Consider the following 19,102-nt stretch of genomic DNA (forward strand, 5'->3'; position numbering starts at 1 on the left):
GATTTTTACCCCATGCAATCCAAGGGCGTGGTGTTGCGACTGCTAGACTTGGGGTGGTTACCGGAATACGAATCCTGAATCAATCCGCTACTCCGGATTCGCGCTCGCGATCCGATTGTCAGAATAAGAAGGGAAGCGATAGGGAGAAGGCAAATGCTGGATGCAAAAATGCCGGAAGCGTGGCGTGTGCTGCGTATCCAGTCCGAGCTCGTCGATGGTATTGAGCGCCTCATTACTCTGAAAGGTGCGGTCACGGTATTTGGAAGTGCCCGATTCCGGGAGGAGGCCGTTGAATATCAGGAGGCGATGCGTCTTGGTGAGTTGCTGGCCGGTGAGGGAATTCCGGTTATCACCGGAGGTGGTCCCGGTATCATGGAGGCCTGTAATCGAGGGGCGTTCACGCATGCCGGTGCGTCTATTGGGCTCAACATCGAGTTGCCATTCGAGCAGATGCCCAACCCGTATCTCGACATCAGTCTGAATTTTCGCTACTTCTTTGTGCGCAAATTCATGTTCGTGAAACACGCGGTGGGTTTTATCGCCATGCCGGGTGGGTACGGCACAATGGATGAATTGTTCGAAGCCCTGACACTGGTACAGACGCAAAAAGTCCGGCGTTTCCCCATCGTGCTGGTGGGGAAACGCTATTGGGCCGGGCTGTTGGATTGGCTGATGAACACGGTGCTTGAGCGCGCGTGTATTGACGCCGGTGATCTGGATCTGTTCACTCTGGTCGATACCGTGGACGAAGCGGCGGAAATCATCATCGACTACATTCGGCAGCGCGAGCCTTAAACCAAAAAGCGACCGCGAGACACTTTTCTCTCCGGGGCCGCTCTATTGTGGCCCCTCGTCAGTGCCGGGAAACGTCTCCCCTTCGAGGCGGTCGATGGCACTCTGCGGTGGAGAAAAAATTGGGCTTGTAAACCCTGCGTCTTCATCGTCCTGCATTTCTTTTGCCCAGGACCCGTAACCCGCGTTGGCATCTTCCGGCGCCGCCGCGCCAATCACGGGCAGTTGTGGCCAGCTGTGAAAGTCTATTTCGTCGAGTGTTCCATCGAGGTACTGGATCTCGATGGTGCGGGATGGCTGGTCCACGGCGACTACCTCAAACAGGTCTCCGCTTTCAAAATTTTCGAACCAGCTGCCGATTTCCGGTGCGATTCTTGCCATGACGTGCCTCCTGTTCGTTATGTGTCCCGGTACTTCATGGGTTCTGCCAGCCAGTTACTGGTATTTCCAATCTAGCGTGGGCGACAGGAGGCTGGTAACCGGGGGACTGGTAACGGGAGGGGGCCATGCCATGTGTCAGCCTGGGTGTGGTGGGTCCGAATGCCAAAGGCGCGGCAACCAATCCAGCCCAGGCACTTCTGAAATGTTCGCAGGGATGAGGATGTGCTAGTCTCAGCGGTGAAACAAACAAACGTTTTAATTGATGGTTTGAATTTGGATGAGTCAGCTGGATACCGTCAACCGCATACTCGATGCAGCCGAAGTGCTGTTTGCCGAGCGCGGCTTTACCGAAACCTCACTGCGCACAATTACCAGTACCGCCGGGGTGAACCTCGCTGCGGTAAATTATCACTTCGGTTCGAAAAAAGAGCTTATCCAGGCAGTATTTGAGCGCTTTCTTACACCTTTTACGGAGAGTCTCGATCGCGAACTGAGCCGTCGCGAATCCCAGGCCCAGCTTCAAGTCGAGGATCTATTGCAGAGCCTCTACCGGGTGGCCCTGGCAGGGCTCGCCCGCGAGGGACGCGATCCAAAGCGCTTCATGCGCCTGTTGGGGCTCGCCTATACCCAGTCCCAGGGGCATCTGCGGCGATTCATCGTTTCGCGCTATGGCGCCAGCTACCGGCGTTTCGCCGGACTGTTATCCGGTGTGTTACCGCAGGTGGATCCGGTCACCTTCTACTGGCGCCTGTACTTTATGCTGGGCGCCACCATATTTTCCCTTTCGAGCTTTGATGCCATCGAAGCTATCCTGAGGGAGGATTTTGGCGCTGAGAGCAGCCTCGACGAGACCCTGGCCCGTCTCGCGCCGGCAGCCGTCGCCATGCTTACCGCAGCGGATGGCGGCGCAGGCTGAATCGGCGCGTAGCGTACGCTGGCCGTGGAGAGAATCCAGATTGGTGACAGGAGCTGACATAGCATGTCTGAGCAGATTGGTCCGGTAATGATTGATGTCGACGGCACGGAACTCACCGATGAGGATCGCGAGCTGTTGCGCCACCCCATGGTGGGGGGGCTGATTTTCTTCGCGCGTAACTTCCGCGACCGTGAGCAGCTTGAGGCGCTGGTAGCGGATATTCGGCGTGTGCGCCCACAGATCCTGCTGGCGGTGGATCAGGAAGGGGGAAGGGTGCAGCGCTTTCGCGATACGTTCACCCGCATTCCATCCATGCAGGCACTGAGCGCCCGTGCCAACACCGGGCAATTGCGCGATGTGGGTTGGCTGCTGGCGGCGGAACTGCTGGCGGTGGGGGTCGATTTCAGTTTTGCGCCGGTGCTGGATGCGGACGATGATTTCTGCAAGATTGTCGGCGACCGAAGTTTTGCGCGGGATCCTCTGCTGCTCGCGGAAAAGGCTCGGCCTTTTATGGCGGGGATGCATGAGGCGGGGATGGCCACTACCGGTAAACACTTTCCCGGGCACGGTCAGGTCCTCGAGGACAGCCATGAAGAACTGCCCGTCGATCAGCGCACATTGGAGCAGGTAATGGCCTCCGACTGCACGCCGTTCACCCAGTGCATTGCCGCCGGTGAGCTTCAGGCGGTGATGCCCGCGCATATACGCTTCGCCCAGGTTGATGAAAATCCGGTGGGCTTCTCGCGTTTCTGGCTGCAGGAAATCCTGCGCAAGCGCCTGGGTTTTGACGGGGTTATTTTCAGTGACGATCTGACCATGGAGGGGGCCGGTGCCGCCGGCGGATATGCGGAGCGGATTCGCGCGGCGATGCAGGCGGGTTGTGACATGGGTGTGGTATGTAATAACCGCCGGGGTGCCTTGGAAGTACTGGCGGCTCTGGATGGGTTTACGCCGGATCCCGAATCCGGTCGACGCCTGGCGCGTATGCGCGGTCAGGCGAAAATCACCAGCTGGCAGGAGCTTGAGGAGTCTTCCCGTTGGCAGCAAACCCGTGAGTGGCTGGCATCCTGGATGTAAATCCGCAAAATACCGGGGTTAATCTGCTGTTTTTTAACCCCAGGTGGAGTATCCGAGCGCGTCAGCGCGTAGTCTTTTGATTGTCGATATATGGAGTGATTTGTGGAGTCGGCGAAAGCATTTTTGCGCTCTCTGGTGGGGGATGACCGTTTCTGGATTGCCGAAGTTTTTCTGATTGTGCTCACCACAGCCTTTGCGGCCTGGCTATTGAGCATACTGGTGCGGAGACTTGAGCTGAGGGCGGAGCGCACGGTCAATCCGTGGGATGACGCTCTGTGTGGCAGTATCAACCCGCCGGCGTCGCTGCTGGTTTGGCTCATTGGCCTTTCCCTGGCGGCGGCGCGTGCCGGCAGCGCAACCGGGGCGGAAATTTTCTCCGTTGCCCACACCATCCGTGAAATCGGCTTTATCGTACTGATCACCTGGTTTGCATTGCGCTTTGCCAAGGCGGTGGAACACAACCTGGCGGACCCGCGTTTTATGGGCAAGCCCATGGATGCCACGACGGTGCGCGCCATTGGCAAGCTGATCCGCGCCTCGATTATCGTAACCGCCGGCATGGTCATCATGCAGCACTTTGGCTATAGCATCAGCGGCGTGCTGGCCTTTGGTGGTATCGGTGGTCTCGCCATCGGCTTCGCGGCCAAGGACTTGCTGGCGAACTTCTTCGGTGGTTTGATGATCTATCTCGATCGGCCCTTCAAGGTGGGCGATTGGGTTCGCTCACCGGACAAGGAAATCGAGGGCACTGTAGAAGATATTGGCTGGCGCCTCACGCGGATTCGCACCTTTGACAAGCGCCCGCTGTATATTCCCAATGGTGTGTTTACCCAGATTTCGGTGGAAAACCCGTCGCGCATGTTGAATCGCCGTATTTACGAAACCGTCGGTATCCGCTATGACGATGCACACCTGATGGCTCCGATCGTGAAGTCGGTAAAGGAAATGCTTCAGCAGCATCCGGAGATCGATACGAACCAGACGCTGATTGTGAACTTCAATTCCTTTGCGCCATCATCCCTGGATTTCTTTATTTACACATTTACCAAGACCACGGACTGGGTGCGCTACCACGAAATCAAGCAGGATGTGCTGCTGAAGATCCTGAATATTGTTCAGGAGCACGGCGCTTCCTGTGCCTTCCCCACCTCGACACTGCATATTGCCGAGTTGCCGGAACTCGCTGTCGCGGGCGACCGACGTATTCCCGTTGATACCGGAATGACAGCTAAGTGATGTATTCGCAGCGTGCATGAATTGTCAAAATTTGCGGTGTATATCGGTCGTTTTTGGTGAATTGTTGCGCAAAGTTTCTGGGAAGTAACATTAAATTCACGGGGAAACCTAGACACTGGCGCGGTTTTATCTAAGAATCGGTATCGACTTGTCTGGGTGACCGGGCAGGCGCTTCGAGGCAGTAATTCCGGCCAGACTGTGGCCGGGATACGGGAATTGGGGTAGGCGCATCGCCCGCAACCGAGGCGAGCGCAATAACAATAAATGAGGTTGGCTTAATGAGTGATCGCGTTACGGGTACCGTGAAGTGGTTTAACAATGCCCGGGGTTATGGATTCATCACCTGTGCCGAAGGTTCCGAGGATATTTTTGTGCACTACCGCAGCATTCGCGGTGATGGCTACAAGACCCTCAACGAGGGGCAAGCCGTTGAGTTTGAAATGCAGCAGGGCGACAAAGGCCTGCTGGCGGAAGACGTTGTTCCCTGCGAATAACCCGTTCCCGCAAATACGTTTGCGCCCGGCGCAGAAATAGCGCATCCAGACACCTTGAAGAGGTTGTTTGGGTGTCTGCTTTTTGCATTGATTTTCTGAGGTAGAAAGTCAGTCAGTAAAAAGGCCATTCCAGTTGTCTGGAATGGCCTTTTTATTGTGTCTGAAATGGCACTGGCGCAATCGGCTGCGTCAGAGTGCGCCCACCATCCGCAACAGCTGTCCGCAGAACCAGGCACCGTAGGTGCCGAGCGCATAGCCCATCACTGCCAGCAGAACGCCCACCGGTGCCAACGACGGGTGGAACGCCGCCGCCACGACCGGTGCGGAAGCGGCACCGCCCACATTGGCCTGGCTGCCCACGGCCATGAAAAACGTGGGTGCCTTGATCAGCCACGCCACCAACAGCATCAATCCGGCATGTATCGCCATCCAGATGACGCCCAGCAGGAACAGCTCGGGGCTGTCCCTGAGCGCGGTAATATCCATGTGGGTGCCGATAGTAGCCACCAGAAAGTAGATGAATACCGATCCGATTTTCGATGCGCCGGCACCTTCCAGTTTCTTCGCCGGCGTAAACGCGAGAAAAATGCCGAGGGTAGTGGCGATGACGATCAGCCAGAAGAACTGACTGGTGAAACTGAAGCTTTCAAGTTGCGGCGCATGGGTCTGAAACCAGGGCGCCAGTACGTCGGCAAATCCGTGGGCGATGGCGGTAATACCGAAGCCTACGGCGGCAATCAGCATCAGGTCCTGCAGGGTGGGGTTGCGGGAATGTTTGCGTTGCATGGCCTCTACCCGATCTTTAAGGGTATCAATGGCGGACGTATCGGCACCGCGTCTGGCGTCGAGTTGCCTGGCGTTACCCGCCATGATCAGCAGCACGGCCATCCACAGGTTGGCGATGATTACATCCACGGCCACCATGGCGGAAAACACCTGGCCTCCCACCTCAAATATTTCTTTCATCGCCGCCTGATTGGCGCCGCCGCCGATCCAGCTGCCGGCGATCGTCGTCATGCCGCGCCAGATCGCATCCGGGCCATTGCCGTTCAGCATGTCTGGGTTGAATGTTGACATGATCAGCAGTGCTATCGGGCCGCCGATAATGATGCCCACCGTACCGGTAAGGAAAAGGACCAGTGCCTTCGGCCCGAGATTGATGATGCCTTTCAAATCGATGCTTAGCGTCAGCAATACAAGGCTCGCCGGCAGCAGGTAACGCGATGCGACGAAATAGAGGTTCGAATTGTGCGCGTCGATGATATGGAAGGTAGTGAGCAGGCTCGGCAGGAAGTAACAGAGCAGCAGTGCGGGTACAAAGCGGTAAAAGCGTTTCCAGAAACGCTGCTCGCTGCTGGCGGTGTAGAACACGAAGCCCAGGATGGCCGCGAGCATGCCGAGAATGATGGCGTCATTGGTAATCATGAAATGATCTGGCCCGGATGTTATTGAATATTGGTAATGGGTGAAGGTACCGCGAATTGCCGGTTACAAAAACGGCCCGCTAGGGGCCGTCCGCGAATGTCTTACCGACATCGGATCAGGGAGTGAACTCCACCGGTTCATCGGCGGGCTCCGGCTCTGCTGTTGGTGTAACGGCGCGAACCTCCACCAGTACACCCAGTTTGGGGTGGTCGATATAGTGCAGCTCACCGCTGCGGAGACGGCGCTCTTCCTGCAGTACGGCCACGCGTGCCGCCAGTTGTTCCGTTGCCTGGGGTGCGGCCTCTGCAACAGGGCGGTCTGAGAAGCTGTTGTTGCTGTGGAACACAGCGGGTTCTGCACGGTTCAGATTCAGCGGTTCCTCACTGGTGGCGGTATTCGCAGCATCTACCACGGCGGCGCGAGGGCGGGCGGGCACTGCGATGCCGCGGGGGGCGACCAGTCCGGCACTGCCCTGGCTCAGCGGGGCGGGGAGGGTTGCCGTCTGCGGCAGCCACTCGCTGAACCAGAGATCAGTACTGAGGTGGAGGTAGCGGGCCACACTCAGGGTCACGCTGCCCTCCAGCTGGTGGTGGCTGCCATTCTGCGGTCCGCCGCTGATCAGTACCGCGGGGGCACTGCGCTCGCCTTGTAACACCTGGCGCCAGGTCTTGTGGAACAGCACCTGGTAGCCGGGATCGCGTCGGAGGGCGGCCACTTTGTTGTCCAGCTGATTGGGCGCCGGCTGCAGGGCCGGAACCATGGGGTCCGTGCGGGAGGGGGTGTTGAAGTCCACCCAGCGCTCGCTGTAAGTGAGGCGGGGAGCGGCAGGCCAGGTTTCCCGGGATTGGTTCATGCCACTTTCTCGGGCGAACACCACCATCTCGATTTCAAACTGGGTGCCCGCATAGCCCGCGGCCTGTGTGTTGACCGCGCAGAGCGTCAACAGCGCGGCGCCGGCCAGCTGTTTCAGGCATTTTGTGACCTGATGGTTGGTAAAGGTCATGTTATTACCACTGTCGTTATTTCAGGATTGTCTGGGTTTTGATCTGGTCAAAGGCTGGGGCCATCTTAGCATTGATTGTGTGTCGAAGGTGCCGCCAGCCGGACTTCCTTGTGGCTATTGCGACAGCTGCTGCAGCACCTCGTTAACCTGCTGTAGCCGGTGCTCCGCACCGCTCTCGTCCAGAGCGAAATTCAGGTGGTTTGCCCCCTGCAGCTGGAACTGGCCGGGTCGATTCTGCACCAGTTTGACCAGGGTCAGCGGGTTCACCTTGGCGTTGTCGGCAAACTCGATGCGGCCGCGGCTGGCGGAGGCTTCCAGTTTGCGAATGCCCATTTTGCTGGCACTGAGCTTGATCTCGGTAATGCGGAACAGATGTTTGACCGGTTCCGGCAACAGGCCGAAGCGGTCGATCATCTCCACCTGCAACTCCTTCAGTGCGGCGGAGTCCTCGGCGCTGGCAATGCGCTTGTACATGATCAGGCGGCTGTGCACATCCGGCAGATAGTCCTCCGGGATCAGCGCCGGTACCCGCAGGTTGACGTCCACGGCGGGGGATTCCAGTGGTTCATCGATATTGGGGACGCGCCCCTCGCGGATGGCCTTCACCGCATGGTCCAGCATTTCCATATAAAGGGTAAATCCCACACTCTGGATCTGGCCGCTCTGCTCCTCGCCGAGCAGTTCACCGGCGCCGCGGATTTCCAGGTCGTGGGTAGCGAGGGTAAAGCCGGCGCCCAGGTCCTGGGCCTCACTGATGGCTTCCAGTCGCTTCACCGCGTCGGCGGTCATGGCGCGCTTGTTGGGAGTCAGCAGATAGGCGTAGGCCTGGTGATGGGAGCGCCCCACACGCCCGCGCAGCTGGTGCAGCTGGGCGAGGCCGAATTTGTCGGCGCGCTCGATCAGGATGGTGTTGGCGGTGGGCACGTCGATACCGGTTTCGATGATGGTGGTACACACCAGCACGTTGAAGCGCTTGTGGTAGAAATCGCTCATCACCTGTTCCAGCTCGCGCTCGCGCATCTGACCGTGGCCGATGCCGATACGCGCCTCCGGCACCAGCTCCTGCAACTCACGGGCGATGCGTTCGATGCTTTTCACCTCGTTGTGCAGGAAATACACCTGACCGCCGCGCAGGATTTCCCGCAGTATCGCTTCCTTGATCAGGGCGTCGTCGCGCTCGCGTACGAAGGTTTTCACCGACAGGCGCCGTGCTGGCGGTGTGGCGATCACGGAGAGGTCGCGGATGCCGGCCATCGCCATATTCAGGGTGCGTGGAATCGGTGTCGCCGTGAGGTTCAGGATGTCCACCTCCGAGCGCAGGCTTTTGAGCTTTTCTTTCTGACGTACACCGAAGCGGTGCTCCTCGTCGATGATGAGCAGGCCGAGATTTTTGAACTTGAGATCGCTCTGCAGCAACTTGTGGGTGCCGACGAGGATGTCCACTTTGCCATCGGCCACGCGCTCCTTGATCGCATCCACCTCTTTGCTACTGCGAAAGCGCGAAACCACTTCGATGCTGATGGGCCAGTCCGCAAAGCGGTCTTGCAGAGACTGGAAATGCTGCTGGGCGAGCAGGGTGGTGGGCACCAGCATGGCGACCTGTTTGCCTCCGTGGGCGGCGACGAAGGCCGCGCGCATGGCCACTTCGGTTTTGCCGAAACCCACATCGCCGCACACCAGCCTATCCATCGGTTTATCCGACAGCATGTCGGCCACCACCGCTTCGATAGTCTGTTGCTGGTCGGGGGTTTCTTCGAATGGGAAGCCGGCGGCAAACTCACGATAGGCGAGGCCGGGGTTGTCAAACGCGTGACCCACCCGAGCCTCGCGGCGCGCGTAAATGTCGAGTAGTTCGGCTGCCGCATCGCGTACTTTTTCCGCGGCCTTGCGTTTGGCTTTTTGCCAGGTATCACTGCCCAGTTTATGCAGTGGCGCCAGTTCTTCATCGGCACCGGAGTAGCGGCTGATCAGATGCAGGCTCGCCACCGGCACGTACAGTTTGGCACCGTCGCCGTATTCGAGCGTCAGGAATTCAGCCTGCTGGCCGTCGATTTCCAGGCTCTGCAAACCCTTATAGCGCCCGACGCCGTGGTCGATATGTACCACCGGTGCGCCGATACGCAGTTCCGCCAGGTTTTTTACCGCATTGTCTGCATCTTCCTTCGCCTTTCGGCGCCGGCGCTGCTGTAGCACCCGGTCGCCAAATAACTGCGGTTCGGCGATCAGGTTAAGTTGCGGATTCTCGAGCAGCATGCCCTGATCAATAGGGGCAACGGTTATGCCGACACGTTCGTCGGCGTCGAGGAACGCCTGCCAGGTGTCGAAGGTTTTTGGCTTGAGTCGAATGCCGCTCAGAAGTTCCAGCAGTGCCTCGCGGCGGCCGCCGCTCTCCGCGCAGAACAGCACCCGCCCGGAATATTCCATCAGGTAGGCTTCGAGTGCCGCCAGCGGCTGTTCGGACTTGCCGTTGACGGGCAGGCTTGGGGGAAGGCGGGTGGCAAAATTGTAATTGCCCTCGGCTTCCGGAAGTGTCTCCGCGGAGAAAAAGGCACGCGGAAGGGATTTCAGTGCACCGTAAAATTCGTCGATATCCAGCAGTACCTGGCGCGGCGGCAGAATCGGGCGAGTGAGGTCGCCGCAGCGGCTCTGGTAGCGGTTATCCGCCTCGCGCCAGAAGGACTCCACCGCTTGCTGCAGGTCGCCCTGAACAAATACCTGGCTGCCTTCGGGTAAATAATCGAACAGGCTCGCACAGCGGTCGAAAAACAGTGGCAAGTAATATTCGATCCCCGCGGGTGCGATGCCCGCACTGATGTCCTGGTAAATGGACACGGGGCCCGGGTCACAGTCGAAGCGCTCGTGCCAGCGTTCAAGAAACTTTGCCAGTGCCGGTTTGTGCATCGGGAATTCCCGCGCCGGCAGCAGGTGTATCTGCTCCACTTTGTCGACGGTGCGCTGGTCTTCCGGGTCGAAGGTGCGCAGTGATTCAATTTCATCGTCGAACAGGTCGATGCGGTAGGGCAGGTTGCTGCCCATGGGGAATATGTCCATCAACGCGCCGCGCACGGCGAACTCACCGTGTTCGTACACGGTATCCACACAGTGGTAACCCGCTTGTTCCAGCAGCCGGCGCTGGCTGTCGAGATCGAATTTCTGTCCCTCTTTCAGGATCAGTGCGTTGCCGGCAACGTAATCTTTCGGTGCCAGCCGGTGCAGCAGTGTACTTACCGGCGCGATGACCACACCGCTGCCCATCTGCGGCAGCCGGTAGAGAGTGGCCAGCCGGTCTGAGATGATGTCCTGGTGCGGTGAAAACGTGTCGTAGGGGAGAATTTCCCAGTCCGGAAACTGGAAAATTTCCAGTCCGCCGCTGTTTTGGCCGGCGTCGCCATCTCGCCGCACTTTGTTAAAAAATTTCAGCTGCACCTCGAGTTGGTGTGCTTCCTGGCTGTTGCGTGCGATCAGCAGGGTGGGAGTGCGGCTGTTTTTTGCGGCATTCAGAATGGCCAGTGCAGCGCTGGCGCCGTGCAACTGGCCCCAGAATTGGCGGTCGTTCTGCGCGCGGAACGCGGGGGGGGATAAAGGGGGGAACTGACTCATCTTTCCTTATAATTCCGTGCTTTCTGACCGCTGTTGGCCTTGGGGCGGCTATTGTAACTGCGATCCGGTGACGCTGCAGGTGCGGGCTTCCGCCAAAGGCGAAATCTGACGGTCAGGTCGCTTGAACCCGGGGAGCGGAAGTGCAATTTTTTCTGGGAAAAAATGTAGTTTAACTACAGTTTTTCGGCTGTTTTTTGCCCGGTTGCACGCCCTCAGGTGAATCCACATAATGCGCCAGCCTTCGGCCCGGAGGTGAAATTTTGATCCATTCTTAATGTCCGGATCAGCGCCCCGAAGCCGGCCCTGGCACGACCTAATTTTTCACTTTGCAGAGGTGTCTGATAGTGACTCAGAAGCGACCGAAGCCCGCGGACTTTTTCAAGGACTGGAAAGCGCGTGAAGCGCTGGCGGAATCCATGATTCCGATGATTGGCAAGCTCAACCGGGAAAGCAACGTCGGCATTTATATGTACGGCCAGAACCTGGTTAACCGCTCCGTGCTGAGCATCATGAAAGCCCACCGCTTCGTGCGTCAGGTGGAAGAGAACGAACTGTCCGAGTTCGAAACCTTTCCGGTTCTGGAGGCCATCTGCAAACTCGACCTGGGTCCCGTGCATATCGACCTGGGCACTCTCACCAACAAATACATGCGCGACCAGCGCGGCCTCGCCATCGAAGACTTCGTACGCGAAGAGCTGAAGGACGCTGCCGGTGCCGGCAAGCCGCTGCCGCAATCCCAGGACGTGGTGATCTACGGTTTCGGTCGTATCGGCCGCCTCGTGGCCCGTCTGCTGATCGAAAAAGCGGGCAGTGGTGATGTACTGCGCCTGCGCGCCATCGTGCTGCGCAAGGGCAGTGCGGCAAACGATCTGGTCAAGCGCGCCTCCCTGCTGCGTCGCGACAGCGTCCACGGCGCCTTCAACGGCACCATCCGTGTGGACGAAGAGACCAACACCCTGATCTGCAACGGCAACGAAGTGAAGGTCATCTACGCCAACTCCCCGCAGGAAGTGGACTACACCCAGTACGGCATCGACAACGCGCTGATCGTCGACAGTACCGGTGTATGGCGCGACGAAGACGGCCTGGCCCAGCATCTGGAGAGCAAGGGTGCCGCCAAGGTGCTGCTGACCGCGCCGGGCAAGGGCGACCTGAAGAATATCGTGTACGGTATCAACAACGGCGATATCAAACCGGAAGACAAGATCCTGTCCGCCGCCTCCTGCACCACCAACGCCATCGTGCCGGTACTGAAGGCGATGATAGACAAGTACGGTGTCGAGCATGGTCACGTAGAAACCGTCCATGCCTATACCAACGACCAGAACCTGATCGACAACTACCACAAGGGCGAGCGCCGCGGCCGCTCCGCTGCGCTGAACATGGTATTGACCGAGACCGGTGCGGCCAAGGCTGTCGCCAAGGCGCTGCCGGAGTTGAAGGGCAAGCTCACCGGTAATGCCATCCGCGTACCGACCCCGAATGTGTCCATGGCGATCCTAAACCTGCGTCTGGGCCAGGAAACCACCAAGGATGAGCTGAACGACTACATGCGCGAGGTGGCATTGCACTCGCCGCTGCGCCAGCAAATCGACTTTACCAATTCGCCGGAAGTGGTCTCCAGCGACTTCGTCGGCTCCCGTCGCGCCTGTGTGTTTGACTCCATTGCCACTATCGTCGATGGTAACAATGCGGTGCTCTACTGCTGGTACGACAACGAGTTCGGCTACAGCTGTCAGGTGGTGCGCTGCCTCGAAGATATGGCTGGCGTGCGTTACGAGCTGTTCCCGAAGAAGGACTAACAGCGCCGGGGTGCGGGACCCGTCCCGTGCCCCGGATGATCGGCCGCTTCATCCTCGGGCAATCCCGGTTTGTGGCGGATCGATCATTGGTCAGGCAGTTTATTCCGGCGCCAGGGGGCTTCCCCGTCAATGATGTGGCGCCATCCCCTAAAGTCTTTGTTTTTTCAGCAAAACTTTCCTCATCCTGAGCCGATTTGGCTCCATCTGCTCTGGTAAACCCCCAGCCCCATCCTTATAATGCGCGCGATTTTGCGGGGCTGTCGTGTGCCGGGAAATTGATACGCAAAGACTGCGTGTTGCTGAGGCAACGTCGGGGTCATTGCGCCCCGGGGCAGAATGCATCTTCTTTAATAACAGTTGTGCCTGTCGTAGTGGCTAATATTTAACCGCTACCCTCCGGTGAGTCACGACCATAAGCCCCCGCTATGGGTTCCTCTATTCCGTTTTTAGCGTTTTACAGACCTAGAAATTTTTAAACCTACCAACTTAGAACTTAGGCATAGGCGTATGAGAAAGATCCGTCGGGGATTGGATTTACCCATATCCGGCGCGCCCGAGCAGGTCATCCATGATGGCCCGGCTGCCAAGACTGTTGCAGTGATCGGTCCCGACTACAACGGGATGAAACCGACCATGGCAGTCGCGGAAGGGGATAGCGTCAAACTCGGACAGCTGCTGTTCACCGATAAGAAAACCGAAGGTGTTCGTTACACCGCACCGGCCGCCGGCCGTGTGGTCGCCATCAACCGCGGTGTTCGCCGGATTCTGCAGTCCGTCGTTATCGAAGTGGAGGGCGACGAAGCCGAGCAGTTCGCGAGTTACAGTGCTGACCAGCTGGCCGGCCTGACCGCGGAACAGGTTCGTGTGAATCTGGTGGAGTCCGGACTGTGGACGGCCCTGCGCACCCGCCCATACAGCAAGGTGCCGGCGCTCAACGCCCAGCCTTCTGCGATTTTCATCAACGCCATGGATACCAACCCGCTGGCGGCAGATCCGGCGGTGATCATCGCCGAGCAGCGCGATGCCTTTGCCCAGGGCGTTGAGATCCTGTCCAAACTGGCGGACAAGACGTTTGTTTGCACCGCGCCCGATGCGGATATTCCGGTGCCGAGCTCTGCGTCCGTGCAGCGCGAAGCCTTTGCCGGCCCGCACCCGGCCGGCCTGTCCGGTACCCACATCCATTTCCTGCACCCGGTCAAGCCCGGTCGCCAGGTCTGGACTATCGGTTATCAGGACGTAATCGCTGTCGGCAAGCTGTTTGAAACCGGCAAGCTGTACACCGATCGCGTGGTTTCCGTGGCTGGCCCACAGGTCACCAAGCCGCGTCTGGTGCGCACCCGTCTGGGTGCAGACCTGACAGCGCTGGTCGCTGGAGAAACCGAAGGCAGCGACAACCGCGTCATCTCCGGCTCTGTATTCGGTGGCCGCACCGCGTCCGGTCCGCTGGGGTACCTCGGTCGTTACCACAACCAGGTGTCCGTACTGCAGGAAGGCCGTGAGCGCCCGATGCTGCACTACTTCACCCCGGGTGCGAACCGCTTCTCCGTGCTGCCGATCTACATCAGCCGTTTCATGAAGAGCAAGCTGTTCAACTTCACAACCAGCACCAATGGCTCCGAGCGCGCGCTGATGCCGATCGGTACCTACGAGCGTGTGGTTCCCCTGGATATCCTACCGACCCAGCTGCTGCGCGCACTGATCGTCGGCGACACCCAGGTGGCTCAGCAACTGGGCGTACTGGAGCTGGACGAAGAGGATCTGGCACTGTGCACCTTTGTGTGCCCGGGCAAGTACGATTTCGGCCCCATTTTGCGGGACAACCTGACCCGTATTGAGAAGGAGGGTTAAGGATGCTGCGCAAACTACTCGACTCCATGGAGCCGCACTTCCACAAGGGCGGCAAATACGAAAAGTTCTACGCACTGTATGAAGCGATCGACACCGGTCTGTTCCAGCCCGCCGATCGCACCAAGGCGACGGCCCATGTGCGCGACGGTATTGACCTCAAGCGCATCATGATCACCGTGTGGGCGTGTGCCATGATCCCGATGTTCTACGGCATGTGGAACGTGGGCTTCCAGGCCAACACCATCATGGCCGAGATGGGCATGACCGAAGCCGCGGGCTGGCGCCACGCCATCATCGGCGCGTTGTCTGGCTACGATGCCAACAGCCTGTGGGACAACCTGGTTCACGGCGCCATGTACTTCCTGCCGATCTACGCAGTGACGTTCATCGTTGGCGGTATCTGGGAAGTGCTGTTCGCGGCGGTACGCGGCCACGAAGTCAACGAAGGTTTCTTCGTAACCTCCATTCTGTTCGCTCTGACCTGTCCGCCAGATCTGCCCCTGTGGATGGTGGCGATGGGTATCAGCTTCGGTGTGGTGATCGGTAAGGAAGTGTTCGGTGGTACCGGCAAAAACTTCCTGAACCCGGCGCTGACCGGCCGTGCCTTCCTGTTCTTCGCCTATCCGGCCGCCATGTCCGGCGATGCCGTCTGGACCGCCGTTGACGGCTACACCGGTGCGACCGCGCTGTCTGTGCTGGCGAGCGAGGGCATCCAGAACGGCGTGGTTAATGTCGCAGGTGGTCAGCTGACCTGGATGGACGCTTTCTTCGGCAAGATGCAGGGCTCTATCGGTGAGACCTCCACCCTGGCGATGCTGCTGGCGGGTGTGATTCTGCTGGGCATGAAGATTGCGAGCTGGCGCATTGTCGCCGGTACGCTGCTCGGCATGATGGCGACGTCCTTCCTGTTCAACCTGATCGGCTCCGACACCAACGCCATGTTCAATGTGCCCTGGTACTGGCATTTGGTGGTGGGCGGCTTCGCCTTTGGTCTGATCTTCATGACCACCGACCCGGTATCCGCCGCCATGACCGACACCGGTCGCTGGTGGTACGGCATTCTCATCGGCGTGATGTGTGTATTGATCCGCGTGGTCAACCCGGCGTTCCCGGAAGGCATGATGCTGGCGATCCTGTTCGCCAACCTGTTCGCGCCGCTGTTTGACCACTTCGTTGTGCAGTCCCATATCAAGCGGAGGTTGGCACGTGGCTAATAAAGATTCTGTAAAAGGCACGCTGATTGTCGCACTGGTGCTGTGTATCGTCTGTTCCGTGGTGGTGTCCACTGCGGCGGTGGTACTGAAGCCGAAGCAGGAAGCGAATGCCGTACTGGACATGAAGCGCAACGTACTCATGGCCGGTGGTCTGATCGATGCGGATCAGCACAATGCCAAGGCCATCGAGGAAGCGTTTGAAGCGGTAACCATCAAGTACGTCGACCTGCGTACCGGCAAGTTCACCGACGAAGCGCCGGCGGGTGGCTCTGGCCGCGCCGCCGCCAAGATTCCGAGCGCCAGTGAAAAACTGCCGTCGGAGCAGGACACTGCCAAGATCATGCGCCGTGAGAACACCAAAGAGGTGTATCTGGTAGAGAAAGATGGTGAGCTGCAGCGCATCATCCTGCCGGTTCGCGGTTACGGTCTGTGGGGACAGCTGTACGGCTTCCTGGCACTGGAAAGTGATCTGAAAACCGTTGCCGGCCTCGGCTTCTACGAGCACAAGGAAACCCCCGGGCTGGGTGGCGAGGTAGACAATCCTCGCTGGAAGGCTCAGTGGGAAGGCAAGCAGGTCTTCAACGCCGACGGCGATGTGGATATCAGCGTGATCAAGGGTAGTGTCGACCCGAATGGCGCCAACGCGGTGCATCAGGTTGACGGTCTGTCCGGTGCTACGCTGACCAGTCGCGGCGTCAACAACCTGATCAATTTCTGGCTCGGCAGCCAGGGATTCGGTCCCTTCCTGAAAAACCTTGAAGCAGGGGAGGCATGAGCATGAGCAAGAAGTTGAAAGACACTCTGCTGGAGCCGGTATTCAACAACAACCCCATCGCGCTGCAGATCCTCGGTATCTGCTCCGCACTGGCGGTGACCAGCTCCCTGCAGGTGACGCTGGTCATGTGTATCGCGCTGACCTTGGTGACCGCGTTTTCCAACATGTCGGTCTCTCTGATCCGCAATCAGATTCCCAACAGCATCCGGATCATCGTGCAGATGACGGTGATTGCCTCCCTGGTAATCGTTGTGGACCAGATCCTGAAGGCCTACGCGTTTGACATTTCCAAGCAGCTCTCGGTATTCGTTGGTCTGATCATCACCAACTGTATCGTGATGGGCCGCGCGGAAGCCTTTGCCATGAAGCACGGTCCCAAGGACAGCTTCCTCGATGGTATCGGCAACGGTCTCGGCTACAGCTTTATCCTGATCTGTCTGGCGGTCATTCGCGAACTGTTCGGTGCCGGCAAACTGTTTGGCTTTGAAATCCTGTCTACCGTCAACAACGGTGGCTGGTATCAGCCCAACGGCCTGCTGCTGTTGCCGCCGAGCGCCTTCTTCCTGATCGGTCTGATCATCTGGGCCATCCGTACCTGGAAGCCCGCTCAGGTGGAAGAGCAAGAGTTCACCATTGCGCCCAATTCCAAAATGCCTGTGGCGCAACAGGAGGCCTGATAGATGGAACATTTTATTTCTCTGATCGTTCGCGCCGTTTTCATTGAAAACATGGCGCTGGCCTTCTTCCTCGGGATGTGTACCTTCCTCGCGGTATCCAAGAAGGTCGAAGCGGCGGTTGGCCTCGGTGTGGCGGTGGTCGTGGTTCTGACCATCACCGTGCCCGTGAACAACCTGATTTACACCTACCTGCTGAAAGACGGCGCGCTGGCCTGGGCCGGCTACCCGGACGTGGACCTGAGCTTCCTCGGCCTGCTGTCTTACATCGGCGTCATTGCGGCTCTGGTACAGATCCTGGAAATGTTCCTGGATAAGTATGTGCCAGCGCTCTACAACGCCCTGGGTGTATTCCTGCCGCTGATTACCGTGAACTGCGCCATCATGGGTGCGTCTCTGTTCATGGTGGAGCGCGAGTACAATTTTGGTGAATCTGTTGCCTACGGCTTCGGTGCCGGTCTCGGCTGGGCGCTGGCCATCACGGCCCTGGCGGGTATCCGCGAGCGCCTGAAGTACAGCGACGTGCCGAATGGTCTGAAAGGCCTGGGCATCACCTTCATCACCGTTGGTCTCATGTCGCTGGGCTTCATGTCCTTCGGCGGCATCGATATCTAAGCGGGGAGGTCGAATAACATGGAATTAACGGATATTTATTTTGGCGTAGGCATGTTCACCGTGATCGTGCTGGCGCTGGTAGCCATCATTCTGGTTGCCCGCTCGCGCCTGGTGAACACCGGTGACGTCAACATCGAGGTCAACGGTGAGAAGACTCTTACCGTTCCCGCGGGTGGCAAACTGCTGCAGACCCTGGCGGCGAACAACCTGTTCCTGGCATCCGCCTGCGGTGGCGGCGGCAGCTGCGCCCAGTGTGTGTGTAAGGTGCTCGAAGGTGGCGGTGACATGCTGCCGACCGAGGCTGCGCACTTCACCCCGCGCGATGCCAAAGCCGGCAAGCGCCTGTCCTGTCAGGTGGCTGTGAAGCAGGACATGAAGATCGAGGTGCCGGAAGAGGTGTTTGGCGTGAAGCAGTGGGAGTGCACTGTGGAATCCAACCCGAACGTGGCCACCTTCATCAAAGAGCTGACCCTGCGTCTGCCGGAAGGCGAGAACGTGGACTTCCGTGCTGGCGGTTACGTGCAGCTGGAAGCGCCGCCCCATCACGTGAAATTCTCCGACTTCGATATTCAGCCGGAATACCGCGGAGACTGGGAGCACTTCGGCTTCTTCAAGCTGGAGTCCAAGGTGACCGAGCCGGTAGTGCGCGCCTATTCCATGGCCAACTATCCGGAAGAGAAGGGCGTTGTTAAGTTCAACATTCGTATCGCCACTCCGCCGCCACGTACCGAGGGCATTCCCCCGGGCCAGATGTCTTCCTACGTCTTCAACCTGAAGCCGGGCGACAAAATGCGTGTGTACGGTCCCTTCGGTGAATTCTTCGCCAAAGATACCGACAACGAGATGGTCTTCATCGGTGGTGGTGCCGGTATGGCGCCGATGCGTTCACACATCTTCGACCAGCTGAAGCGCCTGAACAGCAAGCGCAAGATCAGCTTCTGGTACGGCGCGCGCTCCCTGCGCGAGATGTTCTACGAGGACGACTACAACGGTCTGCAGGAAGAGTTCGACAACTTCCAGTGGCACATTGCGCTGTCCGACCCGCAGCCGGAAGACAACTGGACCGGTTACACAGGGTTCATTCACAACGTGGTGTATGAAAACTACCTGAAGAACCATCCGGCACCGGAAGACTGCGAGTTCTACATGTGCGGACCGCCCATGATGAACGCCGCGGTGATCAACATGCTGAAGAACCTGGGCGTAGAGGATGAAAACATCCTGCTCGACGACTTCGGTGGCTGATCGCG

General features: G+C 58.6%; 16 protein-coding genes. 12 read left to right on the top strand and 4 right to left on the bottom strand.

Annotation, left to right across the window (positions count from 1 at the left end):
* The first annotated feature begins 153 nt into the window (after positions 1 to 153).
* Positions 154 to 795: a TIGR00730 family Rossman fold protein gene (locus tag C3938_RS14795; RefSeq protein WP_105104005.1), complete on the top strand. Its 642-nt coding sequence runs from the start codon at positions 154 to 156 to the stop codon at positions 793 to 795.
* Between the two features lie 42 nt (positions 796 to 837).
* On the opposite strand, the gene C3938_RS14800 is transcribed toward C3938_RS14795, so the two are convergent.
* Positions 838 to 1,173 (bottom strand): DUF6763 family protein, encoded by a 336-nt coding sequence (locus tag C3938_RS14800; RefSeq protein ID WP_105104006.1) that lies wholly within the window; start codon positions 1,171 to 1,173, stop codon positions 838 to 840.
* A gap of 277 nt (positions 1,174 to 1,450) precedes the next feature.
* On the opposite strand from C3938_RS14800, the gene C3938_RS14805 reads away from it, so the two are divergent.
* The 4 genes from C3938_RS14805 (at position 1,451) to C3938_RS14820 (ending at position 4,896) form a co-directional block, all read left to right on the top strand.
* Positions 1,451 to 2,089: a TetR/AcrR family transcriptional regulator gene (locus tag C3938_RS14805; protein ID WP_105104007.1), complete on the top strand. Its 639-nt coding sequence runs from the start codon at positions 1,451 to 1,453 to the stop codon at positions 2,087 to 2,089.
* Positions 2,090 to 2,152: 63 nt separating this feature from the next.
* The gene (gene nagZ, locus C3938_RS14810; RefSeq protein WP_105104008.1) at positions 2,153 to 3,166 is read left to right on the top strand and encodes a beta-N-acetylhexosaminidase; all 1,014 of its coding nucleotides are present in this window, start codon (positions 2,153 to 2,155) and stop codon (positions 3,164 to 3,166) included.
* Between the two features lie 102 nt (positions 3,167 to 3,268).
* Complete coding sequence (locus C3938_RS14815) at positions 3,269 to 4,402, top strand: mechanosensitive ion channel family protein (protein WP_199775619.1); 1,134 nt, start codon at positions 3,269 to 3,271, stop codon at positions 4,400 to 4,402.
* 278 nt (positions 4,403 to 4,680) lie between these two features.
* A complete protein-coding gene (locus tag C3938_RS14820) occupies positions 4,681 to 4,896 on the top strand; it encodes a cold-shock protein (RefSeq protein WP_066964075.1) in 216 nt (71 codons plus the stop codon).
* A gap of 189 nt (positions 4,897 to 5,085) precedes the next feature.
* Here C3938_RS14820 and C3938_RS14825 read toward each other — a convergent pair whose 3' ends face one another.
* The 3 genes from C3938_RS14825 to mfd form a co-directional block, all read right to left on the bottom strand.
* Positions 5,086 to 6,321, bottom strand: a complete 1,236-nt coding sequence (locus tag C3938_RS14825) for a DUF819 domain-containing protein (protein WP_105104009.1) — start codon at positions 6,319 to 6,321, stop codon at positions 5,086 to 5,088.
* Between the two features lie 115 nt (positions 6,322 to 6,436).
* The gene (locus C3938_RS14830) at positions 6,437 to 7,324 is read right to left on the bottom strand and encodes a CsiV family protein (RefSeq protein WP_105104010.1); all 888 of its coding nucleotides are present in this window, start codon (positions 7,322 to 7,324) and stop codon (positions 6,437 to 6,439) included.
* A gap of 114 nt (positions 7,325 to 7,438) precedes the next feature.
* Complete coding sequence (mfd, locus tag C3938_RS14835) at positions 7,439 to 10,924, bottom strand: transcription-repair coupling factor (protein WP_105104011.1); 3,486 nt, start codon at positions 10,922 to 10,924, stop codon at positions 7,439 to 7,441.
* Between the two features lie 416 nt (positions 10,925 to 11,340).
* Here mfd and C3938_RS14840 point away from each other — a divergent pair, with 416 nt between their 5' ends.
* The 7 genes from C3938_RS14840 (at position 11,341) to nqrF (ending at position 19,097) form a co-directional block, all read left to right on the top strand.
* The gene (locus C3938_RS14840; RefSeq protein WP_418903587.1) at positions 11,341 to 12,726 is read left to right on the top strand and encodes a glyceraldehyde-3-phosphate dehydrogenase; all 1,386 of its coding nucleotides are present in this window, start codon (positions 11,341 to 11,343) and stop codon (positions 12,724 to 12,726) included.
* A gap of 507 nt (positions 12,727 to 13,233) precedes the next feature.
* Positions 13,234 to 14,574: a Na(+)-translocating NADH-quinone reductase subunit A gene (locus C3938_RS14845; RefSeq protein ID WP_105104012.1), complete on the top strand. Its 1,341-nt coding sequence runs from the start codon at positions 13,234 to 13,236 to the stop codon at positions 14,572 to 14,574.
* A gap of 2 nt (positions 14,575 to 14,576) precedes the next feature.
* On the top strand, positions 14,577 to 15,788 hold the full coding sequence (locus tag C3938_RS14850) for an NADH:ubiquinone reductase (Na(+)-transporting) subunit B (RefSeq protein WP_105104013.1): 1,212 nt from the start codon (positions 14,577 to 14,579) through the stop codon (positions 15,786 to 15,788).
* Positions 15,781 to 16,563, top strand: a complete 783-nt coding sequence (locus C3938_RS14855) for a Na(+)-translocating NADH-quinone reductase subunit C (RefSeq protein WP_105104014.1) — start codon at positions 15,781 to 15,783, stop codon at positions 16,561 to 16,563. The genes C3938_RS14850 and C3938_RS14855 overlap by 8 nt, the downstream gene beginning before the upstream one ends.
* 2 nt (positions 16,564 to 16,565) lie before the next feature.
* Positions 16,566 to 17,240, top strand: coding sequence for an NADH:ubiquinone reductase (Na(+)-transporting) subunit D (locus C3938_RS14860; RefSeq protein WP_105104015.1), 675 nt, complete (start codon positions 16,566 to 16,568; stop codon positions 17,238 to 17,240).
* Positions 17,241 to 17,243: 3 nt separating this feature from the next.
* Positions 17,244 to 17,852, top strand: coding sequence for an NADH:ubiquinone reductase (Na(+)-transporting) subunit E (gene nqrE / locus C3938_RS14865; RefSeq protein WP_105104016.1), 609 nt, complete (start codon positions 17,244 to 17,246; stop codon positions 17,850 to 17,852).
* Between the two features lie 18 nt (positions 17,853 to 17,870).
* On the top strand, positions 17,871 to 19,097 hold the full coding sequence (gene nqrF / locus C3938_RS14870; protein ID WP_105104017.1) for an NADH:ubiquinone reductase (Na(+)-transporting) subunit F: 1,227 nt from the start codon (positions 17,871 to 17,873) through the stop codon (positions 19,095 to 19,097).
* Positions 19,098 to 19,102 lie beyond the last annotated feature (5 nt).

It is taken from the genome of Microbulbifer pacificus (assembly GCF_002959965.1).
Classification (GTDB): domain Bacteria; phylum Pseudomonadota; class Gammaproteobacteria; order Pseudomonadales; family Cellvibrionaceae; genus Microbulbifer; species Microbulbifer pacificus_A.

Coding starts and splice junctions, on each gene's coding strand:
- C3938_RS14795 (WP_105104005.1), top strand. CDS start 154: ATGCTGGATGCAAAAATGCCGGAAGCGTGGCGTGTGCTGCGTATCCAG.
- C3938_RS14800 (WP_105104006.1), bottom strand. CDS start 1,173: ATGGCAAGAATCGCACCGGAAATCGGCAGCTGGTTCGAAAATTTTGAA.
- C3938_RS14805 (WP_105104007.1), top strand. CDS start 1,451: ATGAGTCAGCTGGATACCGTCAACCGCATACTCGATGCAGCCGAAGTG.
- nagZ (WP_105104008.1), top strand. CDS start 2,153: ATGTCTGAGCAGATTGGTCCGGTAATGATTGATGTCGACGGCACGGAA.
- C3938_RS14820 (WP_066964075.1), top strand. CDS start 4,681: ATGAGTGATCGCGTTACGGGTACCGTGAAGTGGTTTAACAATGCCCGG.
- C3938_RS14825 (WP_105104009.1), bottom strand. CDS start 6,321: ATGATTACCAATGACGCCATCATTCTCGGCATGCTCGCGGCCATCCTG.
- C3938_RS14830 (WP_105104010.1), bottom strand. CDS start 7,324: ATGACCTTTACCAACCATCAGGTCACAAAATGCCTGAAACAGCTGGCC.
- mfd (WP_105104011.1), bottom strand. CDS start 10,924: ATGAGTCAGTTCCCCCCTTTATCCCCCCCCGCGTTCCGCGCGCAGAAC.
- C3938_RS14840 (WP_418903587.1), top strand. CDS start 11,341: ATGATTCCGATGATTGGCAAGCTCAACCGGGAAAGCAACGTCGGCATT.
- C3938_RS14845 (WP_105104012.1), top strand. CDS start 13,234: ATGAGAAAGATCCGTCGGGGATTGGATTTACCCATATCCGGCGCGCCC.
- C3938_RS14850 (WP_105104013.1), top strand. CDS start 14,577: ATGCTGCGCAAACTACTCGACTCCATGGAGCCGCACTTCCACAAGGGC.
- C3938_RS14860 (WP_105104015.1), top strand. CDS start 16,566: ATGAGCAAGAAGTTGAAAGACACTCTGCTGGAGCCGGTATTCAACAAC.
- nqrE (WP_105104016.1), top strand. CDS start 17,244: ATGGAACATTTTATTTCTCTGATCGTTCGCGCCGTTTTCATTGAAAAC.
- nqrF (WP_105104017.1), top strand. CDS start 17,871: ATGGAATTAACGGATATTTATTTTGGCGTAGGCATGTTCACCGTGATC.